Source organism: Curtobacterium sp. MCLR17_059, from assembly GCF_003234665.1.
In the GTDB taxonomy this organism is placed as follows: Bacteria; Actinomycetota; Actinomycetes; order Actinomycetales; family Microbacteriaceae; genus Curtobacterium; species Curtobacterium flaccumfaciens.
The window spans coordinates 208,717-228,419 of sequence record NZ_QKSU01000004.1; the positions used below are offsets into that span (position 1 = coordinate 208,717).

Sequence of the window (19,703 nt, forward strand, 5' to 3'; positions counted from 1 at the left end):
CTCCGGTCACCAGACGGCCTGGAGGCCCGGTGACAGCCCGCCCCGCCCCTCGCCCTGGCCGCGCGACACGCCACGTGCGTCACGCCGGGGGCGCAGAAAGCGTCGGTTCCCGGACGCGCAGGCGACACTTCGTGCCGGCTCGACGAACCTGAGCGGCATGTCGTGACCGCTCGGCACCACGGCCAGGCAGACCAGGACCAGGCGTACAGACCGGGGTCAGGCGGGCAGGGTCGCGACGACGCAGGTGCCGTCGACCTCGGCGTCCCGCTCGATCACGGTGGAGAAGCCGGCGGCCGTGAACGCAGCGGCGGACGCCTCGGCCTGGGCCTCGGACACCTCGATGACCACGGCGCCACCGGGACGGAGCCACTCCCCCGCACCCGCTGCGATCCGGCGGTGCACTTCGAGGCCGTCCGCACCACCATCGAGCGCGACACGGTGTTCGTGCTCGCGGGCCTCGCTCGGCATGAGTTCGATCGAGGCCGTCGGCACGTAGGGGGCGTTCACCGCGATGACCGCCACGGCCCCGCGGAACCGATCGGGCAGCGGCGCGAACAGGTCTCCGGCGACGACGATGCCGCGGTCGCCGATGTTCTCGGCTGCGACGTCGACGGCGTCCGGGTCGATGTCGGTCGCGACGAGGTCGAGCGCGCCGACCCGACCGAACAGGGCGACCGAGATCGCGCCGGCACCGCAGCACAGGTCGACCACGCGGTCGTAGCGCTGCAGCCGACGCGCAGCCTGCTCGACGACGACGGTGGTGCGGGCTCGCGGCACGAAGACCCCGGGGGTCACCCGGATGCGATGCCCGTCGAAGGCAGCCCACCCGAGCACGTACTCCAGCGGCTCACCGGCCAGCCGACGCTGCACGAGGGTGCGGAGCCGCACCGGCTCACCGTCGCCGGCCTCGAGCAACAGGTCGGCTTCGTCCTCGGCGAAGACGCACCCCGCGGCCCGGAGCCGGGCCGCGAGGGCATCACGCGCGGGATGTGTCAAGCGGCGCCGTCGAACATCGACGTCACGGAACCGTCGTCGAAGACCTCGTGGATGGCACGGGCGATGAGCGGGGCGATCGGCAGGACCTCGAGGCGGTCCCAGCGCTTGTCCATCGGCAGGGGCAGGGTGTCCGTCACGACCACGCGGTCGATGAACTCACTCTGCAGCAGCTCGGTGGCGGGGTCGGAGAACACGGCGTGGGTCGCGGCGACGACGACACCCGTGGCGCCGGCGTTCTTGAGCGCCTCGGCAGCCTTGGCGATAGTGCGGCCGGTGTCGATGAGGTCGTCGACGAGCAGGCACACGCGGCCGCTGACGTCTCCGACGATCTCGTGCACCGATACCTGGTTCGGCACGAGCGGATCGCGGCGCTTGTGGATGATGGCGAGCGGGGCACCGAGCTTCTCGGACCAGATGTCGGCGACACGGACGCGGCCCATGTCGGGCGACACGACGGTGAGCGTCTTCGGGTCGAGGATCTGGCGGAAGCGCTCGAGCAGCACCGGCATGGCGAACAGGTGGTCGACGGGGCCGTCGAAGAAGCCCTGGATCTGCGCGGCGTGCAGGTCGACGCTCATGATGCGGTGCGCGCCGGCGGCCTTGAACAGGTCGGCGACGAGGCGAGCCGAGATCGGCTCGCGGCCGCGGCCCTTCTTGTCCTGGCGGGCGTACGGGTAGAACGGCGCCACGACCGTGATGCGCTTCGCCGAGGCACGCTTCAGTGCGTCGACCATGATGAGCTGCTCCATGAGCCACTCGTTGATCGGCGCGGTGTGCGACTGGATGACGAAGGCGTCGCAGCCACGGACCGACTCGTCGAAGCGGGCGTAGAGCTCACCGTTCGCGAAGGTCCGGGCATCGGTCGGCACGAGGTCGACCCCGAGCTCCTCCGCGATCTCGGCAGAGAGCGCCGGGTGTGCTCGCCCCGAGACGAGGACGAGTCGTTTCTGGCCGGTTGTCTTGATTCCGGACAAGTGCGGTGCTCACTCCCTGACCCACGAGGGGTCGATGTCGGCGACGGGTGGTCGCCGGGATCTATTCGCCGTTCGCGAGCCGAGCAGCCTCGGCCGCCGGTGTGCCGGGTCGGTGTTCCTCGACCCATCCGTCGGTGTTGCGCTGTGGGGCGTAGCTGATCGCGAGCGATCCTGCCGGAACGTCCTTGCGGACGGTGGTCCCGGCACCGGTGTACGCACCGTCACCAATCCTAACGGGGGCGACGAACACGTTGTGCGAGCCTGTACGGACGTTCGAGCCGACCTCGGTGCGGTGCTTGTGCACGCCGTCGTAGTTCGCGGTGATGGTGTTCGCGCCGATGTTCGAGTCCTCGCCCACCTCGGCGTCGCCGATGTAGGACAGGTGCGGGACCTTGCTGCCCCGGCCGATCCGGGCGTTCTTCGTCTCGACGAAGGTGCCGATCTTGCCGCCGTCACCGAGGATCGTGCCAGGCCGCAGGTAGGCGAACGGGCCGACCGAGGCACCGTCCCCGATCACGGCGAGGGTGGCGTCGACGCGGTTCACAGTGGCGCGGGCCCCGACCTCGGTGTCGCGGAGCGTGGTGTCCGGTCCGACGACGGCACCGGCGGCGATCGCGGTGGCGCCGATGAGCTGGGTGCCGGGCAGGACCTCGGCGTCGGGTTCGATCGTGACGTCGAGGTCGATCCAGGTGGACGCCGGGTCCTGCACGGTGACGCCGGCGAGCTGGTGGCGGCGGACGATGCGGGCGTTGAGTTCACGCGCGGCGTCGGAGAGCTGGGCACGGTCGTTGATGCCGGCGACGAGCCACGGGTCGGTCAGGGTGACCACGTCGATGCGCCCGCCGCGCTCGCTGATCAGCGCCGGAGCGTCGGTGATGTACTTCTCGCCCTGGGCGTTCGCCGTGGTGAGCGACGGCAGGGCCGCCCGGAGGCGTGCGACGTCGAACGCGTAGATGCCCGCGTTCGCCTCGGTGATGGTCAGCTGCTCGGCCGTCGCGTCCTTGTGCTCGACGACGCTGACGAAGGCGCCGGACGCGTCGCGCACGATCCGCCCGAGGCCGGTCGGGTCCGGGGCGATCGCACTCACGAAGGTCGCCCCGTTGCCGCCACCGACGTGGGCGTCGACGAGGAGCCGGAGCGATGCGGCGTCGAGCAGCGGGACGTCGCCGGACAGCACCACGACGGCGCCGTCGAAGTCGGCGGGCAGTGCTTCGACCGCCACCTCGACCGCACGGCCGGTGCCGGGGACGTCGTCCTGGTCGACGACGATCGCGTCGGGGGCGCGCTCGACGACCTCGGCCGCGACGAGGTCACGCTCGTGCCGCACGACGACGGCGACGTGCTCGGGGCTGAGCGACGACGCCGTGCGCAGGACGTGCCCGATGAGCGGCAGTCCGGCGAGCCGGTGCAGCACCTTGGGCGTGGACGACTTCATGCGCGTGCCCTGCCCGGCGGCGAGGACGACGACGGCGATGCGCTGGTCGGTCATGCACCCATCCTGGCGCACCGCAGCCCGGGCCGCCCGACGCGACCACGGCCCTGTGCGGAACCGTGCGCACAACCGCAGCCTGTGGACGGACGGGAACCGCGCCTCCAGGCCGCCTGACGGGGACCTATGGCAGACCCCGCACGCCGAGGATCAGGCCCGCGCGCCCTGCGGTTCCCGCTTGACGAACGCCATCAGCACCAGCCCGGCGACGAGCACGACGACCACGCCGAAGATCCCGAACCGGGTCGACCCACCGACGGTCACCGCGACGCCGAACAGCGCCGGCGCGAGGAACGACGCGGCCCGGCCGGTGGTGGCGTAGAGGCCGAAGAGCTCGCCCTCGCGGCCGGGGGTCGTCAGCCGCGCCAGGTACGCGCGGGACGACGACTGCACCGGGCCGACGAACACGGCGAGGGTCAGCCCGAGCACCCAGAACCACTGCGTCTCGTTGCCGGCGGCGAAGACCCCGACCCCGCACACGGCGAGGCCGACGAGCGAGACCATGATGAGCGCACGCGACCCGAACCGGTCGTCGAGGCGTCCGGAGACGAACGTCGCGATGCCGGCCACGACGTTCGCGGCGATGGCGAACAGGATGACCTGCGACGGCGTGAACCCGAACACCTGCGCGGCGACGATCCCGCCGAACGTGAAGACGGCCCCGACACCGTCGCGGAACACCGCGCTGGCGAGCAGGAACGCGAGGACGTTGCGGCGCTCGCGCCACAGCCGCGCGATGTCCCGGCCGAGGTCCGCGTAGGCGCTGAACACGCCGCCACCGCGGGTGCGGTCGGGCACCGCCTCGGGCACGGTGAGGAACAGCGGGATCGAGCTGACGGCCAGCCAGACGGCGGCGATGCCGATCGCGACGCGGACGTCCCACTGCCCGGTGGCGACGGTGGCCGGCAACTGCAGGAGCCCGCCGACGACCCCGTCGCCGCGGAAGTCCTGGATGCAGAGCACGAGCAGCAGGACGAGCAGCACGATCCCGCCGAAGTACCCGGCCGCCCACCCGATGGCGGAGACGCGGCCGGTGCGTTCCCCGGAGGCGACCTGCCCGATCATGGCGTTGTAGCCGACGCTCGCGATCTCGTAGGCGACGGTCCCGATGCCGAGCAGGGCTGCGCCGAGCAGCAGGTACGGCTGGCTCGGCGCGACGAAGACCATGCCGCCGATCGACAGCGCGACGCCGATCGTGGCGATGAGGACCGACCGGCGGCGGTGTCCGGACGAGTCCGCGAGCCGCCCCATGGCCGGTGCCACCAGGGCCACGACGATCCCCGCGATGGTCAGTGCGGTGGACACGACGGCCGCGTTGTGCGCGAGCTCACGTTCCACGATCGCCTTGCCGGCCGCGGACGTGTCGCCGACGAGCGCCGGGTCCACGAACGCCCGGCTGGCCAGGTACGTGCTGAACACGAAGGTGGTGACGACCGCGTTGAACGCGGCGGAACCCCAGTCCCAGAGCGCCCAGGAGACGAGCGCGCGCCGGTCGGTGCGCTGCGGCACGACGGCGGCCGGTGAAGCGGTCATGCGCGAACCGTAGCGCGTCCCGGTGACGCGGCGGTGGCCCCGTTCCGGGTCACGTGCCGGACGGGAGGCGCGGGGCGGCCCGGCCCCGCGCCTCCAGTCCGCACCGTGCGTGCGTCGTCACCCCGTGCGCGCTTCCACGCACCGTGCCCGGCGGCAACGCCGCACCAGGCGGCCAACACCGCACCATCCGACAGGCCGTGCACCCTGCGGGACGGGAGGCGCGGGGCGGCCTGGCCCCGCGCCTCCCGTCCGCACCGTGCGTGCGTCGCCACCCGGTGCGAGCTTCCGCGCACCGTGCCCGGCGGCAACGCCGCACCAGGCGGCCAACACCGCACCGTCCGACAGACCGCGCACCGTGCCGGACGGGAGGACCGGGGCGGCCTGGCCCCGCGCCTCCCGTCCACACCGTGCGTGCGTCCTCACCCGGTGCGAGCTTCCGCGCACCGTGCCCGGCGGCAACGCCGCACCAGGCGGCCAACACCGCACCGTCCGACAGGCCGCGCACCGTGCCGGACGGGAGGACCGGGGCGGCCTGGCCCCGCGCCTCCCGTCCGCACCGTGCGTGCGTCGTCACCCGGTGCGAGCTTCCGCGCACCGTGCCCGGCGGCAACGCCGCACCAAGCGCGCAACGCGGCCCGGGCCGGCGAAACCCGCACCGTGCCCGCTCAGGCGGGGACGCCGCCGGGGTAGACGACGGACTTGAGCGACTCCGGGTCGGTGTCGCTCTCGAGGGCCTCGCGGACGTCGTCGAGCCCGAAGCGGCCGGTGACGAGCGAGTCGAGGTCGACCTGCCCGGACGCGACCAGCTCGATGGCGACCGGCCACGTGTTCGTGTACCGGAAGATCCCGGTGACCGTGACCTCGAGGTTCTGGATGTGCTCGACCGGCAGCGTCATCTCGGAGTTGCCGAGCCCGACCAGCACCGCTGCACCCGCCGGACCGACCGCCTTGATGCCGTCCGACACCGCTCGGGGTGCGCCGCTGGCGTCGATGAACGCGTCGACGGGGACGATGTCGGACGCGACGGACACGGCGGTGGGGTCGACGACCTCGGTGGCGCCGTACTCCAGGGCCCGCGCACGACGCTCCGGCACCAGGTCGCTGACGACGATGCGCGACGCACCGAAGGCCTTCGCGACCTGGGCGCAGATGATGCCGATGGGACCCGCGCCGGCGATGAGCACCGACGAACCGGGGACGATGCCGGCCTTGCGGACGGCGGCGATGCCGACGGACAGGGGCTCGAGGAGCGCGCCGGCCTCGAACGAGACGGCGTCGGGCAGGACGTGCGCGAACTCGGCCTCGATGGTGACGAACTCGGTGAAGGCCCCGTCGACCGGCGGCGTCGCGTAGAAGCGCATGTGCGGGCAGAGGTTGTAGCGGCCGGCCAGGCACTGCGCGCAGCGGTGGCAGGGGCGCTGCGGCTCGATGGCCACGCGCTCCCCCACGCGGGACGGGTCGACGCCCTCGCCGACGGCCTCGATCGTGCCGGAGAGCTCGTGCCCGAGGACGAGGGGCTCCTCGACGACGAAGTCGCCGATGCGGCCGTGGCGGAAGTAGTGCACGTCGGAGCCGCAGACACCCACGGCGGCGACCCGGACGAGCACGTCGCCGGGGTCGACAGCGGGGACGGGGCGGTCCTCGACGGTGAGGTCCTGGGTGCCGAGCAGGACGCTGGTGCGCTGGGTGGAGGTCATGCGGTTCTCGCTTCCTCGGCCGCGTCGTCGCGGCCGGACGTGAGGGTGGTGGAGGGGGCGGCTGCGGGCGCCGAGGACATGGTCGCCGGTGCCGGTGCCGCCGGCATCGCGGCGTCGCGCAGCAGCACCGCGAAGCCGATCTCGGCGGCGCCACGGACCAGGACGTCACGGCCGAGTGCCGCCGGGACGATCCGGAGCCGATCGGTCATCGCGGCCATCGTCTGCGCCCGGACGTCGGTCTCGACCCGGTCGCCGACGTGCCCGAGCAGTGCACCGAGGAACCCGCCGAGCACGACGACCTCCGGGTCGACGGTGTGGATGGCGTTCCGCAGTGCGGTCGCGAGTGCGGTGACCTGTCGGTCGACGACCCGCTCGACCTCGGGCCGGCCCTCGGCGAGCGCCGCGGCGAGCGCGTCGAGGTCGTCCGGCGGGGTCCCGGTCACCGCGGTGAGGGCGGAGCGTGAGGCCTCGGTCTCCAGGCAGCCGACCGCACCGCAGTGGCAGCGGATCCCGTTCGCCGCGACGAAGGTGTGCCCGAGCTCGCCCGCGTACCCGTCGGCGCCGCTGAAGGGCCGGCCGGCGCTGACGATCCCACCGCCGATGCCGCTCGCGCCGCCGTTCAGGTACACGAGGTCGTCGACGCCGCGGGCGCTGCCGTACAGCCGTTCCGCCCAGGCGCCGAGGTTGGCGTCGTTCGCGGCCCGGACCGGCAGCCCCAGGCGTTCCGCGAGCGGTGCGGCGAGGGGTTCGTCACGCCAGCCGAGGTGCGGGGCGTCGCGCACGGTGCCGTCCTCGACCCGCACGATGCCGGGCACGGCGACGCCGACCCCGACGATCCGGGCCGCCGGTCCGGTGCGGGCAAGGAGTGCTGCGAGGACCCGGGCGACGGCGTCGATCGCCTGCGCCGCGGTGGGCACGGTGGTCTGCGGCTCGACCAGCCGGTCGCGGACGGTGCCGTCGAGGCCGACGAGGGCGACCCCGACGGCGTCGATCTCGACCGTGACCGCGGCGGCGAGGACGTCGGCGGACGCCCGGACGACCCCGCTCGGCCGTCCGACACCGGCACCGGGGGTGCCCGCGGCGGGGGTCTCCTCGTGCACGAGCCCGGCGTCGACGAGTTCCCCGACGAGCGCGAGGATCGTCGAGCGGTTCAGGCCGGTGCGCCGGGTGAGCTCGGCGCGGGTGACGGGGCCGTCCTCGTGGACGAGCCGGAGGACGCGCGCGGCGTTGCCCGGCGTCGCCGTGGGCTGCCGTGCCATGGGTCCTCCTCGGTGGTGGGTGGGGTCCTGGGTCGTGGTCGGCCGGTCAGCGCGACTGCGAGAACGCGGCGTCGAACGAAGCGTCCGGCGGCGCGATGGTACCGAGCTGCCGGACGAACGCCAGCGCCTCGGGCCCGCCGACGAGCCGGTCCATGCCGGCGTCCTCCCACTCGACGCTGGTCGGGCCGGCGTACCCGATGTGGTTCAGCACGCGGAACACCCGCTCCCACGGCACGTCCCCGTGGCCGGCGGTGACGAAGTCCCACCCGCGCCGGGGGTCGCCCCACGGCAGGTGGGAGGACAGCCGACCGTTGCGCCCGTCGAGCTGCTTCACCGACTCCTTGCAGTGCACGTGGTACACCCGGTCGGCGAAGTCGAGCAGGAACGCCGCGGGGTCGAGGTCCTGCCAGACGAAGTGCGACGGGTCGAAGTTGAACCCGAACGCCGGCCGGTCGCGGAACACCTCGAGGGTCCGCGCAGCGGTCCAGTAGTCGTAGGCGATCTCGGACGGGTGCACCTCGAGTGCGAACCGGACCCCGACCTCCTCGAAGACGTCGAGGATCGGTGACCAGCGGTCGTGGAAGTCCTGGTACCCGGCGTCGATCATCCCCGGGGGCACGGGCGGGAACCCGGCGACGGTCTTCCAGATCGACGAGCCGGAGAAGCCCGTGACGGTGTCCACGCCGAGCGCCGCGGCGGCACGGGCGGTCCACTGCAGTTCCTCGGCCGCACGCTGCCGCACGCCCTCGGGGTCGCCGTCGCCCCACACGTGCGGCGGGACGATGTCCTCGTGCCGCTGGTCGATGGGGTCGTCGCACACGGCCTGGCCGACCAGGTGGTTGGCGATCGTCCAGACCTGCAGCCCGTTGCGTTCCAGGATCGCCTTGCGCTCGGCGACGTACGAGGGATCCGTCGCGGCGCGCCGGACGTCCAGGTGGTCACCCCAGCAGGCGATCTCCAGCCCGTCGTAGCCCCACTCGCCGGCGAGCCGGGCGACCTCCTCGAAGGGCAGGTCGGCCCACTGTCCGGTGAACAGGGTGACCGGCCGGGAGGCCCGGGTCGTCTCCGTCGTGTCGCTCGCGTCCGTCGTCGTCATCGTCGTCGTCCTTCTTCGCGGTGGTCGGGTTCCGTCACCAGGATCCGGGTGCGGACCCGGCGGGGACGGTGGCGGGTCGCTCGACGCGCGAGTGCACGTCGACGACCGAGTGGTCTCGGGCGGCGGCGGAGACCGCCTCCATGACTTCGAGCACGTGGAACGCGAGGTCACCGGAGGCTCGGTGCGGCCGGTCCGTCGCGATCGCGTGGGCCATGTCGGCGAGGCCGTAGCCGCGGCCGGCGTCGGCGTACCCGGCGGCGACCGGCAGGTCGCGCCACGAGCGGTCGTCGGCGGTGGCGATCGACACGGTGTCCGAGAACCGGTTCGGGTCCGGGACGCCCAGGGTGCCGGCGGTGCCGTACACCTCGAACAGCGGGGCGCGGGTTGCCCAGACCTCGAACGAGACGGTCACGGTGGAGACCACGCCGCCCTCGTGCTCGAGGATCGCGACGACGTGGGTGTCGATGTCGACCGGGATCGACGTGCCGGCGTTCGGTCCGGTCGCGATCGTCCGTTCGCGGGTGGAGCGGGTCGCGCTGCCGCTGACCCGGACGACCGGCCCGAAGAACGTGACGAGGCTGGTCAGGTAGTACGGCCCCATGTCGAGGAGCGGTCCGCCGCCAGGCTGGTAGTAGAACGCCGGCGCGGGGTGCCAGAGCTCGTGCCCGGGGGCGCTCCAGGCGACGGCGGCACCGACCGGGGTGCCGATCGCGCCGTCGTCGAGGGCGGCCCGTGCGGTCTGGATGCCGGTGCCGAGGACGGTGTCCGGGGCACTGCCGACGCGCAGGCCGGCGGCGCGGGCTGCTTCGAGCACCGGTGCGGCCTCGGCGGTGGACATCGCGAGCGGCTTCTCGCCGTAGACGTGCTTGCCGGCGGCGAGAGCCCGGGTGGCGATGTCGGCGTGCGCGGCCGGGATCGTCAGGTTGAGCACCACGTCGACGTTGTCGGCGGCGAGCAGGTCGTCCACGGTGGTGCCGCGAACGCCCTGTGCCGCACCGACCTGCTGGGCACGGGCGACGTCGAGGTCGGCGACCGCCACGAGCGACAGCCCGGGCAGCGCCGGGAAGTGCTCGAAGTACTGCTGGCTGATGACCCCGACGCCGACGACACCGACGCGGAGCACCCCTTCGTTCACCGTGCTGCCCACAGGAGTCCCCGTTCGATGATGGTGCGGAGTGGCTGCGACTCGACGACCTCGAGGCGGTGCCCTGGTGCGGAGACGAACACGCGGCCCTCGCCCCACTGCCGTGTCCAGATCGCCGGTGCGGTGACCGGTCGGTTCCAGGCGTCGAAGTCGCGCGCGTCCTGGGTGGTGGTCGCGAGGACGTCGTTGTACTCGTCGGACAGCACCCAGTACTGCTCGGTGACGAGGTCGAAGTCCTCGATGCCCTGCGTGATCGGGTGTTCGTGCCCGAGGTCGGTGAGGTGCACCGTGTAGGGGATGTAGTTGTCGGACTGTTCCCCGACGCGCTCGTCGGGGTGCTTGCCGGCGTGGTGGGCGAACTGGCCACCGACCATGTGCAGGTAGTCGGCGGTGTTCCGGAACGCGTCCGCGATGCCGCCGTGCCAGCCGGCCAGTCCGGCGCCGCCCAGGACCGCGCGCTGCAGCCCGGCGAACTCGTCGTCGGCGATGGTCGACATCGTGACGACCTGCACGATCAGGTCGACCTCGTCCATGACGGCGGCGTCGGCGTAGACGGCCGTCGAGTCCGACACCCGGACCTCGAACCCGTTCTCGCGCAGGAACGGGACGAACAGGTCGGTGGTCTCGACGGGCTGGTGGCCGTCCCACCCGCCGCGGACGACGAGCGCCTGGCGGGTCTGCTCGGCGGCGCTCACGACGTCGCCGTCCAGGTGCTGCCGGCGGCGGCGCTGCGTTCGACCGCGTCGAGGACCCGCTGTACGTGCAGGCCGTCGGCGAACGAGGGCGACGGGTCGGTGCCGGCGACGATCGCGTCGACGAAGTCCTTCACCTGGTGGCTGAAGGTGTGCTCGTACCCGATGAGGTGCCCGGTCGGCCACCACGCGGCCATGTAGGGGTGCTCGGGCTCGGTGACGAGGATGCGGCGGAACCCCTGCTCCCCCGCCGGGGCGTTCGACTCGTACAGCCGGAGCTCGTTCATCGCCTCGAGGTCGAACTGGATCGCGCCCTCGGACCCGCTGATCTCGAGCGTCAGACCGTTCTTCCGCCCGGTCGCGTAGCGCGTGGCCTCGAACGTGCCGATCGCACCGTCGGCCGCGCCACCGTCGAGCCGCGCGGTGAAGAACGCGGCGTCGTCGACGGTGACCTGCCCGCGCTCGCTCGACGCGGTGCCGGAGAGCCCGACCCCCTCGGCCATCAGCGGACGCTCGGTCACGAAGGTCTCGAGTGTGCCGGACACGGTGGCGAGCGACGCGCCCGTGACGTGCTCGACCAGGTCGATGGCGTGCGCGCCGATGTCACCGAGCGCACCGGAGCCGGCGAGCGACTTGTCGAGGCGCCAGGTCATCGGGCCGTCCTCGTCCGCCAACCAGTCCTGCAGGTAGAGCGCGCGGACCTGGCGCACGGTGCCGATCCGTCCGTCCTGCATCAGCTGCCGCGCGAACGCGATGGCCGGCACCCGGCGGTAGCTGAACCCGACCATCGCCCGGACACCCTGTGCACGGGCGGCATCGGCGGCGGCGGTCATCGCCTCGGCCTCGGCGACGGTGTTCGCGAGCGGCTTCTCGCACAGGACGTGCTTGCCGGCCTGGAGCGCGGCGATCGCGATCTCGACGTGCGAGGACCCCGGGGACACGACGTCGACGACGTCGATGTCCGGATCGGCGACGACGGCACGCCAGTCGGTGGAGGCCGCCTGCCAGCCGTACTGCTGCCGAGCGGCCTCGGTGCGTTCGGGATCACGCCCGACGATCACCGCCATCTCCGGCTCGGCGCCGAGGTCGAAGAACCTCGGGGCGGTCCGCCACGCCTGTGAGTGTGCGGCTCCCATGAAGCCGTGCCCCACCATCGCGACCCGCAGTCGTTGCTGCACCGTCGACTCACTTGCCATCCGCTCGCTCCTTTGCGATCACGTGCTTGCCACAGCCAACACTACCGCTTATGTTGGGCGCGGCAACATTTTGTTTCGACGACGAACGGTGACCACCATGGCAACGACGCCCACCCGTGCAGACAAGTTCTCCTTCGGTCTCTGGACCATCGGCTACAACGGCTCCGACCCCTTCGGCGGGCCGACCCGACCCGCCCTCGACGTGGTCGAGGCGGTCGAGAAGCTCGACGAGCTCGGGGCCTACGGCCTGACCTTCCACGACGACGACCTGTTCGCGTTCGGTTCCACCGACGCCGAACGCCAGACCCAGATCGACCGCCTCAAGGGCGCGCTCGAGTCGACCGGCCTCGTCGTGCCGATGGTCACGACGAACCTGTTCTCCGCCCCGGTCTTCAAGGACGGCGGCTTCACCTCGAACGACCGCCAGGTCCGCCGCTTCGCGCTCCGCAAGGTGCTCCGCAACATCGACCTCGCCGCCGAGCTCGGCGCGTCGACGTTCGTGATGTGGGGTGGCCGCGAAGGCTCCGAGTACGACAGCGCCAAGGACGTGCAGGCCGCGCTCGAGCGCTACCGCGAGGCCGTCAACCTGCTCGCCCAGTACGTCACCGACAAGGGCTACGGCATCCGGTTCGCCATCGAGCCGAAGCCGAACGAGCCCCGCGGCGACATCCTCCTGCCGACCCTCGGCCACGCGATCGCCTTCACCGAGACGCTCGAGCGCCCGGAGATGTTCGGCATCAACCCCGAGGTCGGCCACGAGCAGATGGCGGGCCTGAACTTCACGGCCGGCATCGCCCAGGCGCTCTACCAGGGCAAGCTCTTCCACATCGACCTCAACGGCCAGCGCGGCATCAAGTACGACCAGGACCTGGTGTTCGGTCACGGCGACCTGCAGAACGCGTTCTCGCTCGTCGACCTGCTCGAGCACGGCGCCCCGCAGGGCGGCCCGGCGTACGACGGCCCCCGCCACTTCGACTACAAGCCCAGCCGCACCGAGGACATCACCGGTGTCTGGGACTCCGCATCGGCCAACATGCGCATGTACCTGCTCCTCAAGGAGCGTGCGCAGGCGTTCCGCGCCGACCCCGAGGTGCAGGCAGCGCTCGAGGCCTCCAAGGTCGGCGAGCTGTCGACGCCGACGCTGAACGACGGCGAGTCGTACGACACGTTCCTCGCCGACCGTTCGGCCTACGAGGACTTCGACGCCGACGCGTACTTCGGCGGCAAGGGCTTCGGCTTCGTTCGTCTGCAGCAGCTCGCCATCGAGCACCTGATGGGCGCGCGGAATTGAAGGCAGACGCGCCAGCGGCTGCATTCCGCGCGCTGAGGCGGCCTGCCGCCGAGGGGGCTGACCTGGTCGCCGGCGTCGACTCGTCGACCCAGTCCTGCAAGGTCACCATCCGTGACGCCGCGACCGGTGCGGTCGTCCGCGAGGGACGCGCGTCCCACCCGGACGGCACCGCCGTCGACCCCCGTCACTGGTGGGACGCGCTCGGTGCCGCCGTCGCGGACGCCGGCGGCCTCGACGACGTCGGTGCCGTCGCCATCGCCGGGCAGCAGCACGGCATGGTCGCGCTCGACGCCGACGGCCGCGTCGTCCGCGACGCCCTGCTCTGGAACGACGTCCGCAGTGCGGACGCGGCCGCGCAGATGGTCGACGAGCTCGGCCAGGAGGCGTGGGTCGCCCGGACGGGGCTGGTGCCGGTCGCGTCGTTCACCGGTACTAAGCTGCGGTGGCTCCGTGACGCGGAGCCCGAGAACGCGGCCCGCGTCGCGGCCGTGGCGCTCCCCCACGACTGGCTGTCGTGGCGGCTCCGCGGGTACGGACCGGCGGACGAGAGCCCGCTCGGCCCCGACCTCGACGCCCTGGCGACGGATGCGTCCGACGCCAGCGGCACGGGGTACTGGGACCCGGTGCGCCGCGAGTACGACCCGGAGCTGTTCGAGCTCGCGCTCGGGCGGCCGATGCGTCCGGCGTCGATGGGTGACGACGACGCCGTGGTCGTGCCCCGCGTGGTCGCTCCCGACGAGGCGATGGGCACCCTGTCCACCGACGTCGAGCTGCCCGGCGGCGCGGTCGCCCGGTCCGGCCTCGTCGTCGGTGCCGGACTCGGCGACAACGCCGGGGCAGCGCTCGGCCTGGGTCTCGGCCCGGGTGACGTCGCGGTGTCCCTCGGTACGAGCGGCACGGTCTTCGGGGTCAGCGACGCCGAGGTGCGTGACCCGAGCGGGACCGTGGCGGGCTTCGCCGACGGGACCGGGTCGCGCCTCCCGATCGTCACGACGCTCAACGCGGCCCGCGTGCTCGAGGTGATCGGCGGCCTGCTCGGCGTCGACCACGACGCACTCGGCGAGCTGGCGCTGCAGGCGCCGGCCGGGGCCGACGGCCTCGTGCTGGTGCCGTACTTCGTCGGCGAGCGCACGCCCAACCGGCCGGACGCGACCGCATCGCTGCTCGGCATGACGCCGGCGACCACCGACCGGGCGCACCTGGCCCGGGCGGCCGTCGAGGGCATGCTCTGCGCCCTCGCCGACGGACTGGCCGCGGTGCAGGACACCGGCGTGACCGTCGAGCGGCTGCTGCTCATCGGCGGCGCGGCGCGGAACCCGGCGGTCCGTGCCGTCGCCGCGCAGGTGTTCGGCCGTGACGTCCTGGTGCCCGAGCCCGGTGAGTACGTCGCCGCGGGTGCTGCGAAGCAGGCCGCGTGGGCCCTCACCGGCGCACTGCCGACGTGGGACACCGCGACGACCAACGTGCCGTCCGACCCGCACCCCGAGGTGCTCGAGCAGTACCGCGCCGCGGCGCGCTGACCGACGCACCGGATCCGACACTCCCCGCCCCCGGCGCCCTCCAGCAGGGCGCCGGGGGCATCATCGTCCCCGGAGGACCCCCATGCCACTGACCGACCTGCCCCTCGACGCGCTCCGCACCCACCGCTCGGACGTCCGTCGTCCCGCCGACTTCGACGCCTTCTGGGCGGACACGATCGCCGCTGCACGGACCGCGGGCGAGGGCATCGAGGTGACCCTCGTGCCGGCCGAGACCCCGGTGACCGGGCTCGTCGTCGAGGACCTGACGTTCCCCGGGTTCGCCGGTGATCCGGTGCGCGCGTGGGTCAACCGTCCCGTGACCGATGACCCGGGCGCACTGCCGGTCGTCGTCGAGTTCCTCGGCTACGGCGGTGGCCGTGGTCGCCCGGGCGAGCGCGTGCACTGGGCCCTCGCCGGCTACGTGCACGTCGTGATGGACACCCGCGGCCAGGGCTCCGGGTGGGCCGGCGGTGACACCCCGGACCCGCACGGCTCCGCACCGCACGCCAGCGGCTGGATGACGAGCGGCATCGGCTCGCCCGCCGACCACTACTACCGCCGCGTCTACACCGACGGCGTGCGGCTCGTCGAGGCGGTGCGCACGCTGCCCGGGGTCGACCCCGAGCGCATCGCCCTGACCGGCGGCAGCCAGGGCGGCGGCATCACGATCGCCGCAGCGGCCCTGGTCGAGGCACACGTCGGACCGGTCGCCGCGGTGCTGCCCGACGTGGCGTTCCTGGCCGACTGGCGGAACGGCACCGACGTCGCGGTCGGCGGGCCGTACCTGGAGCTCGCGCAGTACCTCGCCGTCCACCGCAACGCGGCCGACACCGTGTGGGCGACCGCCGCGTACCTGGACGGGGTGAACCACGCCGCCGGCATCACCGCCCCGGCGCTGTTCTCGGTCGCGCTGATGGACGACGTCGTGCCGCCGCGCACGACCTTCGCCGCGTTCAACGCCCTCGGCTCCACCGACCGCGAGATCGTCGTGTACCCGTACAACGGACACGAGGGTGGCGGCTTCCGGCACTGGGAGCGTCAGGCGGCGTTCCTGGCGGACCGCTTGCGCTGACGGACGTCGGGCGCCAGGGGTCAGGTGCTCGTCTGGAGCGTCTTCTTCGGGTACTCGTCGAAGCGCTGGAAGTACGTGCTCGAGAACCGCCCCATGTGGCGGAAGCCCCACCGGTGCGCGACCTCGGCCACCGTCGTCTGCGCACCGTCGGCGAGCTGGAGCGCGATCCGGACCCGGTCGAGGCGGACCTGCAGCAGGTACGTCATGGGGCTCACGCCGACGTGCTGCACGAAGTTCTCCTGCAGCGTGCGGGAGCTGACCCCGACGGCCCCGCAGACGTCCGCGAGCTGGAGCGGCCGGTCGCAGTGCTCCGCGAGCCAGGCCTGTGCGAGCTGCACGGTGTTCACCGTCCGGCGGACCGGCGATGCGTCGGGTTCGGCGTCCGTCCCGCCGAAGGCCCGCAGCACGGACTCGGCCAGCAGCACCTGTGCCGACAGGTGCCCGCCCGGGTTGCGGTCGGGGTGCAGCGCGTTGACGGCGACCGCATCGATGCGGGCGAGCAGCTGGGACACCTCGGCCTCGGTCGGGCGGGATCGCAGTCGGCCGGCGAAGCGGTGGTCGAACACGACCCCGTTCACGGCGTCGAGGAAGCCGCGGTCGACCCGCAGGACCTGGACGGTCCCCGCCGGCACGAGCAGCGTGAACGGCCGGTCCGTCGGCAGGAGCACCGGCACACCGGGCCGGGTGGGCGCGTCGTCGTCGACCCGCAGGCACCCCGCGGTCGACCACGCCAGCACCGGTGTGCCGTCCGGCGTGAACGAGGCGGCGGTGGTCGTCGACACCGCCGATGACAGCAGTGCGACGTTGTGGTGGCGCACCGTCCGGTGGCGGAACGCGAACCGGTCGGTGGGTGCGAACCGGACGTCGCGACCGTCGTACACGGCACGCACCGTCCGGACGGCGTCCGCGGGGGTCCGGCCGCACCGCTCGGCGGTCCGGGGCGCGTTGCCGACGGCGACCCGCGGGACGGTGTCGCTGCTCACTGGCCCGACCCTCGCCGGGCGCGGAGGTCCGCGAAGGTGAACCGCTCGCGGTCGACGTCGTCCTCGGACTGCACGATCCACCCGCGTCGGGCAGCGCGTGCCCGAGCCCGGTAGGAGGTGATGTGGACCGGGGCGACCCCCGGTGCACGCTCGTAACCACTCATCAGATCCTCCGATCTGTCCCCGTGCCTCCGACCCTGTTCGGAGGGGGACAGTTTGAGTACCTCTTGGACGATAAGCGCCCTCACCGGGGGCCACAATGGCCCCCGAACGGGTGCGATCCACATCCGCGCACGCCGGATAACGGCGGCGTCGTGGCGTCGGAGGCCGATCGGCCCGACCGACTCGTACCCTCCACGTATGGACCAGGCACCGACCACGGCGAGTGGTCCCGAGCACGGCGGAGCACGGCTGTCCCGCACCGTGCACGAGGCGCTGCGGTTCGTGCACGCCCACGCCCGCGAAGCGATCTCCGTACCGGACATCGCCGCCGCCGCACACCTGTCGACCCGCGGCCTGCAGAGCGCGTTCCGACGGGAGCTGCAGACCTCACCCGCGTCGTACCTGCGCGGGGTGCGGCTCGAGGGCGTCCGCCGCGACCTGCTGTCGATGACACCGGCCGACCGTCGCACCATCGCGGACGTCGCCAAGCACTGGCACTTCAGCAACGCCGGCCGGATGGCGGCCGAGTACCGCGCCGCCTTCGGCACCGCACCGTCGGCGGCGCTCCGGTCGTTCGACCCGGAGGACCCGGACCCCCGCGCCACGTCGGACCTCGCCGGGTCCCCGGGCGAGGGATCACGCTTCCGGATCGTGCTCGACTGCGAGGTGGAGGTCGACGACGCCGACGCGGCCTTCGCCCATGCCCTGCGCCGCGCCCAGGGCGACGACCGCCCCTGGCACGGCTACGACCCCGACGGCAGCACGGCGGACGTCGTCGCGTTCCTGCTGGCGAACGCCGTCCGCGGAGTCGCCGGGGACACCTCCGGCATCCGGCTGCGTGCGGTCAACCCGATGCTGCGGGCTCCGGACGAGCACGGCGGGTACCCGTCCGCCGAGCTCCCGCCGTGGTCGGCACCGGCCGTCCCGCCGTCGGGCATCGGCCCGGACCGGGACTGATCACGCCGTCGATGGACGGAATGCGCCACGCTTCGTGGATCCGCGGGAGGATGGACGCCGCGGGCCCGGCACGTGCGGCGGGCCCCGGCGAACGGAAGGCAGCGCCATGGGCCAGCTCATCTACGACTCCCAACCCCTCGAACTCCGCCTTGACGACCGTGCCCTCACGCACCTGCAGATCGTCATCGTGAACCTCATCCGCCGCGGGGAGAGCTTCGTGTTCTCGTGGAAGGACGACCCCGCCGTCGGGGGCGGCCGCAGCAGCATCTGGATCCACCCGTACTGCGGACTGCACTTCAAGTTCGCCGGCGGCAAGTCCCCGAGCGTGAACCGCTCGTGGCTCGACGAGCTCTACGCGAGCGCGGCGAGCGGCTCCGGCCTCGTCCTGAGCCCGGAACCGACGGACGCCGAGGGCCCGGTCTCCGCCGACGACGTCGCCGGCGCCCCGCCGGCACGACCCACCACGACCATCAGCGCCTCCTGACCGGGGCGCCGACGACGCGCCCCGACCGGGCACGAACGACAGGATGCCCCTCCCCGTGACCACCACCCCGCGTCGACGCCGCTCCGCGCTGCTCGCCGCCACGCTCACCGCCGGACTCGCACTCGCCGGCTGCACGGCCCCGACCGCCGCCCAGGCCGACGGGTTCGACGTGACCGGTTTCCAGCCCGAGAACGCCGACACCGCCCTGGTGGACGCGGACGCCACCGCGATGGACGTGGTCGGCGTCGACGGCCTGCTGGTGAACCGCACCGGCACGAAGGTCACCGTCCCTTCGCGCGCCGCCAAGGCCCAGCGCAACCGGGCGCACGCGAACGGCCTCACCGCGCAGCTGCTCGTCAGCAACTACTCCGAGGCCGACGGGGACTTCAGCGAGCCGATCGCGCGGAAGCTGCTCACCTCGCCCGCGAACCGCGCCCGGGTCGTCCGATCGCTCGCCGCCGACGTGGCGACGGGCGGCTGGGACTCGGTCATGATCGACCTCGAGGCGCTGACCCCGGCCGAGAAGCCCGGTCTCACCGCCTTCGCCCGGGAGCTCCGGGCCGCCGTCGGCGACGACGTCCGGCTCGACATCGCCCTGTCCGCGTCGACCACCGCCGCCGGCTACGCCCGCCTCGGCTACGACGTGCGCGCCCTCCGCGCCCCGCTCGACCACCTGACGCTCATGGCCTACGACCAGCACGGCCCCTGGGAGCCGGACGCACCCGGCCCGGTCGGGTCGCTCGCGTGGTCGTCGAAGGCCGCCCGCGCGCTCGCGACCCTCGCTCCCGCCGACCAGATCGTGCTCGGTGTCGCCGGGTACGGCTACCACTGGAAGGGGAAGCGTCCGGCCGGTCAGCTCTCCGACGCCCAGGCCCGGCTCCGGGTCCGGAAGGCGGGCGCGACCGCCCGCTGGGACGCGACGGTCGGCGAGTGGACCGCGACCCTGCCGAGCGGTGAGGTGCTCTGGTGGTCCGACGCACGCTCGCTGCGCGAACGGGTCGCCCTGGCGGAGCGGCTCGGCCTGACGGGCGTCGCCGTCTGGTCGCTGGACCTGTCCGACCGGATCGAACCGGTCGGGTGATCCCGACCCGCTGACGGACAGGAGGCGCGGTGCGAGCCCGCACCGCGCCTCCTGTCCGTCACTCGGTCACGCCCAGG

The 19,703-nt window shown here is 73.0% G+C and carries 18 protein-coding genes; 6 read left to right on the plus strand and 12 right to left on the minus strand.

Going from position 1 to position 19,703, the window contains the following annotated elements; translation table 11 throughout:
• Positions 1 to 216 precede the first annotated feature (216 nt).
• The 10 genes from DEJ12_RS08225 to DEJ12_RS08270 all read right to left on the minus strand — a co-directional run bounded on the left by DEJ12_RS08225 (position 217) and on the right by DEJ12_RS08270 (position 12,076).
• The gene (locus DEJ12_RS08225; protein ID WP_111029618.1) at positions 217 to 996 is read right to left on the minus strand and encodes a putative protein N(5)-glutamine methyltransferase; all 780 of its coding nucleotides are present in this window, start codon (positions 994 to 996) and stop codon (positions 217 to 219) included.
• Positions 993 to 1,970 (minus strand): ribose-phosphate diphosphokinase, encoded by a 978-nt coding sequence (locus tag DEJ12_RS08230; RefSeq protein WP_027464468.1) that lies wholly within the window; start codon positions 1,968 to 1,970, stop codon positions 993 to 995. The genes DEJ12_RS08225 and DEJ12_RS08230 overlap by 4 nt, the downstream gene beginning before the upstream one ends.
• A gap of 61 nt (positions 1,971 to 2,031) precedes the next feature.
• A complete protein-coding gene (gene glmU / locus DEJ12_RS08235) occupies positions 2,032 to 3,459 on the minus strand; it encodes a bifunctional UDP-N-acetylglucosamine diphosphorylase/glucosamine-1-phosphate N-acetyltransferase GlmU (protein WP_111029619.1) in 1,428 nt (475 codons plus the stop codon).
• 150 nt (positions 3,460 to 3,609) lie between these two features.
• Positions 3,610 to 4,992 carry an MFS transporter gene (locus tag DEJ12_RS08240; RefSeq protein WP_111029620.1) on the minus strand — a complete coding sequence of 461 codons (1,383 nt, stop codon included), beginning with the start codon at positions 4,990 to 4,992 and terminating at the stop codon, positions 3,610 to 3,612.
• A gap of 665 nt (positions 4,993 to 5,657) precedes the next feature.
• Positions 5,658 to 6,689 (minus strand): NAD(P)-dependent alcohol dehydrogenase, encoded by a 1,032-nt coding sequence (locus tag DEJ12_RS08245; RefSeq protein WP_111029621.1) that lies wholly within the window; start codon positions 6,687 to 6,689, stop codon positions 5,658 to 5,660.
• Entirely contained in the window at positions 6,686 to 7,948 is a 1,263-nt protein-coding gene (locus DEJ12_RS08250; RefSeq protein ID WP_111029622.1) for an ROK family transcriptional regulator, read from the minus strand. Before DEJ12_RS08250 ends, DEJ12_RS08245 begins: the two co-directional genes overlap by 4 nt.
• 46 nt (positions 7,949 to 7,994) lie before the next feature.
• Positions 7,995 to 9,044, minus strand: coding sequence for a sugar phosphate isomerase/epimerase (locus DEJ12_RS08255; RefSeq protein WP_110865026.1), 1,050 nt, complete (start codon positions 9,042 to 9,044; stop codon positions 7,995 to 7,997).
• A gap of 34 nt (positions 9,045 to 9,078) precedes the next feature.
• Positions 9,079 to 10,191, minus strand: coding sequence for a Gfo/Idh/MocA family protein (locus tag DEJ12_RS08260; protein ID WP_111029623.1), 1,113 nt, complete (start codon positions 10,189 to 10,191; stop codon positions 9,079 to 9,081).
• Complete coding sequence (locus tag DEJ12_RS08265; protein ID WP_110865025.1) at positions 10,176 to 10,883, minus strand: ThuA domain-containing protein; 708 nt, start codon at positions 10,881 to 10,883, stop codon at positions 10,176 to 10,178. Before DEJ12_RS08265 ends, DEJ12_RS08260 begins: the two co-directional genes overlap by 16 nt.
• A complete protein-coding gene (locus DEJ12_RS08270) occupies positions 10,880 to 12,076 on the minus strand; it encodes a Gfo/Idh/MocA family protein (RefSeq protein ID WP_258370596.1) in 1,197 nt (398 codons plus the stop codon). The genes DEJ12_RS08265 and DEJ12_RS08270 overlap by 4 nt, the downstream gene beginning before the upstream one ends.
• 97 nt (positions 12,077 to 12,173) lie before the next feature.
• Here DEJ12_RS08270 and xylA point away from each other — a divergent pair, with 97 nt between their 5' ends.
• From xylA to DEJ12_RS08285, 3 genes are all read left to right on the plus strand, one after another.
• Entirely contained in the window at positions 12,174 to 13,367 is a 1,194-nt protein-coding gene (xylA, locus tag DEJ12_RS08275; protein WP_110865068.1) for a xylose isomerase, read from the plus strand.
• A gap of 62 nt (positions 13,368 to 13,429) precedes the next feature.
• Complete coding sequence (gene xylB, locus DEJ12_RS08280; RefSeq protein WP_111029659.1) at positions 13,430 to 14,887, plus strand: xylulokinase; 1,458 nt, start codon at positions 13,430 to 13,432, stop codon at positions 14,885 to 14,887.
• Positions 14,888 to 14,969: 82 nt separating this feature from the next.
• Entirely contained in the window at positions 14,970 to 15,959 is a 990-nt protein-coding gene (locus DEJ12_RS08285) for an acetylxylan esterase (protein WP_111029624.1), read from the plus strand.
• 20 nt (positions 15,960 to 15,979) lie between these two features.
• Here the strand turns inward: DEJ12_RS08285 and DEJ12_RS08290 are convergent, their stop codons facing one another.
• Positions 15,980 to 16,942 carry a helix-turn-helix transcriptional regulator gene (locus tag DEJ12_RS08290; protein WP_111029625.1) on the minus strand — a complete coding sequence of 321 codons (963 nt, stop codon included), beginning with the start codon at positions 16,940 to 16,942 and terminating at the stop codon, positions 15,980 to 15,982.
• On the minus strand, positions 16,939 to 17,106 hold the full coding sequence (locus DEJ12_RS17975) for a hypothetical protein (protein WP_163343324.1): 168 nt from the start codon (positions 17,104 to 17,106) through the stop codon (positions 16,939 to 16,941). Before DEJ12_RS17975 ends, DEJ12_RS08290 begins: the two co-directional genes overlap by 4 nt.
• A gap of 196 nt (positions 17,107 to 17,302) precedes the next feature.
• Between DEJ12_RS17975 and DEJ12_RS08295 the strand changes: the two genes are divergently transcribed.
• From DEJ12_RS08295 to DEJ12_RS08305, 3 genes are all read left to right on the plus strand, one after another.
• Complete coding sequence (locus DEJ12_RS08295) at positions 17,303 to 18,061, plus strand: AraC family transcriptional regulator (RefSeq protein ID WP_111029626.1); 759 nt, start codon at positions 17,303 to 17,305, stop codon at positions 18,059 to 18,061.
• Between the two features lie 106 nt (positions 18,062 to 18,167).
• A complete protein-coding gene (locus tag DEJ12_RS08300) occupies positions 18,168 to 18,545 on the plus strand; it encodes an ATP-dependent DNA ligase (RefSeq protein WP_071245963.1) in 378 nt (125 codons plus the stop codon).
• Positions 18,546 to 18,600: 55 nt separating this feature from the next.
• Complete coding sequence (locus DEJ12_RS08305; RefSeq protein ID WP_111089903.1) at positions 18,601 to 19,626, plus strand: glycosyl hydrolase family 18 protein; 1,026 nt, start codon at positions 18,601 to 18,603, stop codon at positions 19,624 to 19,626.
• Positions 19,627 to 19,703 lie beyond the last annotated feature (77 nt).

Excerpts from the sequence above, each read along its gene's own strand:
- DEJ12_RS08285 (WP_111029624.1), top strand. The coding sequence starts at position 14,970 with ATGCCACTGACCGACCTGCCCCTCGACGCGCTCCGCACCCACCGCTCG.
- DEJ12_RS08250 (WP_111029622.1), bottom strand. The coding sequence starts at position 7,948 with ATGGCACGGCAGCCCACGGCGACGCCGGGCAACGCCGCGCGCGTCCTC.
- DEJ12_RS08295 (WP_111029626.1), top strand. The coding sequence starts at position 17,303 with ATGGACCAGGCACCGACCACGGCGAGTGGTCCCGAGCACGGCGGAGCA.
- DEJ12_RS08270 (WP_258370596.1), bottom strand. The coding sequence starts at position 12,076 with ATGGCAAGTGAGTCGACGGTGCAGCAACGACTGCGGGTCGCGATGGTG.
- xylA (WP_110865068.1), top strand. The coding sequence starts at position 12,174 with ATGGCAACGACGCCCACCCGTGCAGACAAGTTCTCCTTCGGTCTCTGG.
- DEJ12_RS08300 (WP_071245963.1), top strand. The coding sequence starts at position 18,168 with ATGGGCCAGCTCATCTACGACTCCCAACCCCTCGAACTCCGCCTTGAC.
- DEJ12_RS08245 (WP_111029621.1), bottom strand. The coding sequence starts at position 6,689 with ATGACCTCCACCCAGCGCACCAGCGTCCTGCTCGGCACCCAGGACCTC.
- glmU (WP_111029619.1), bottom strand. The coding sequence starts at position 3,459 with ATGACCGACCAGCGCATCGCCGTCGTCGTCCTCGCCGCCGGGCAGGGC.
- DEJ12_RS08240 (WP_111029620.1), bottom strand. The coding sequence starts at position 4,992 with ATGACCGCTTCACCGGCCGCCGTCGTGCCGCAGCGCACCGACCGGCGC.
- DEJ12_RS17975 (WP_163343324.1), bottom strand. The coding sequence starts at position 17,106 with ATGAGTGGTTACGAGCGTGCACCGGGGGTCGCCCCGGTCCACATCACC.
- DEJ12_RS08255 (WP_110865026.1), bottom strand. The coding sequence starts at position 9,044 with ATGACGACGACGGACGCGAGCGACACGACGGAGACGACCCGGGCCTCC.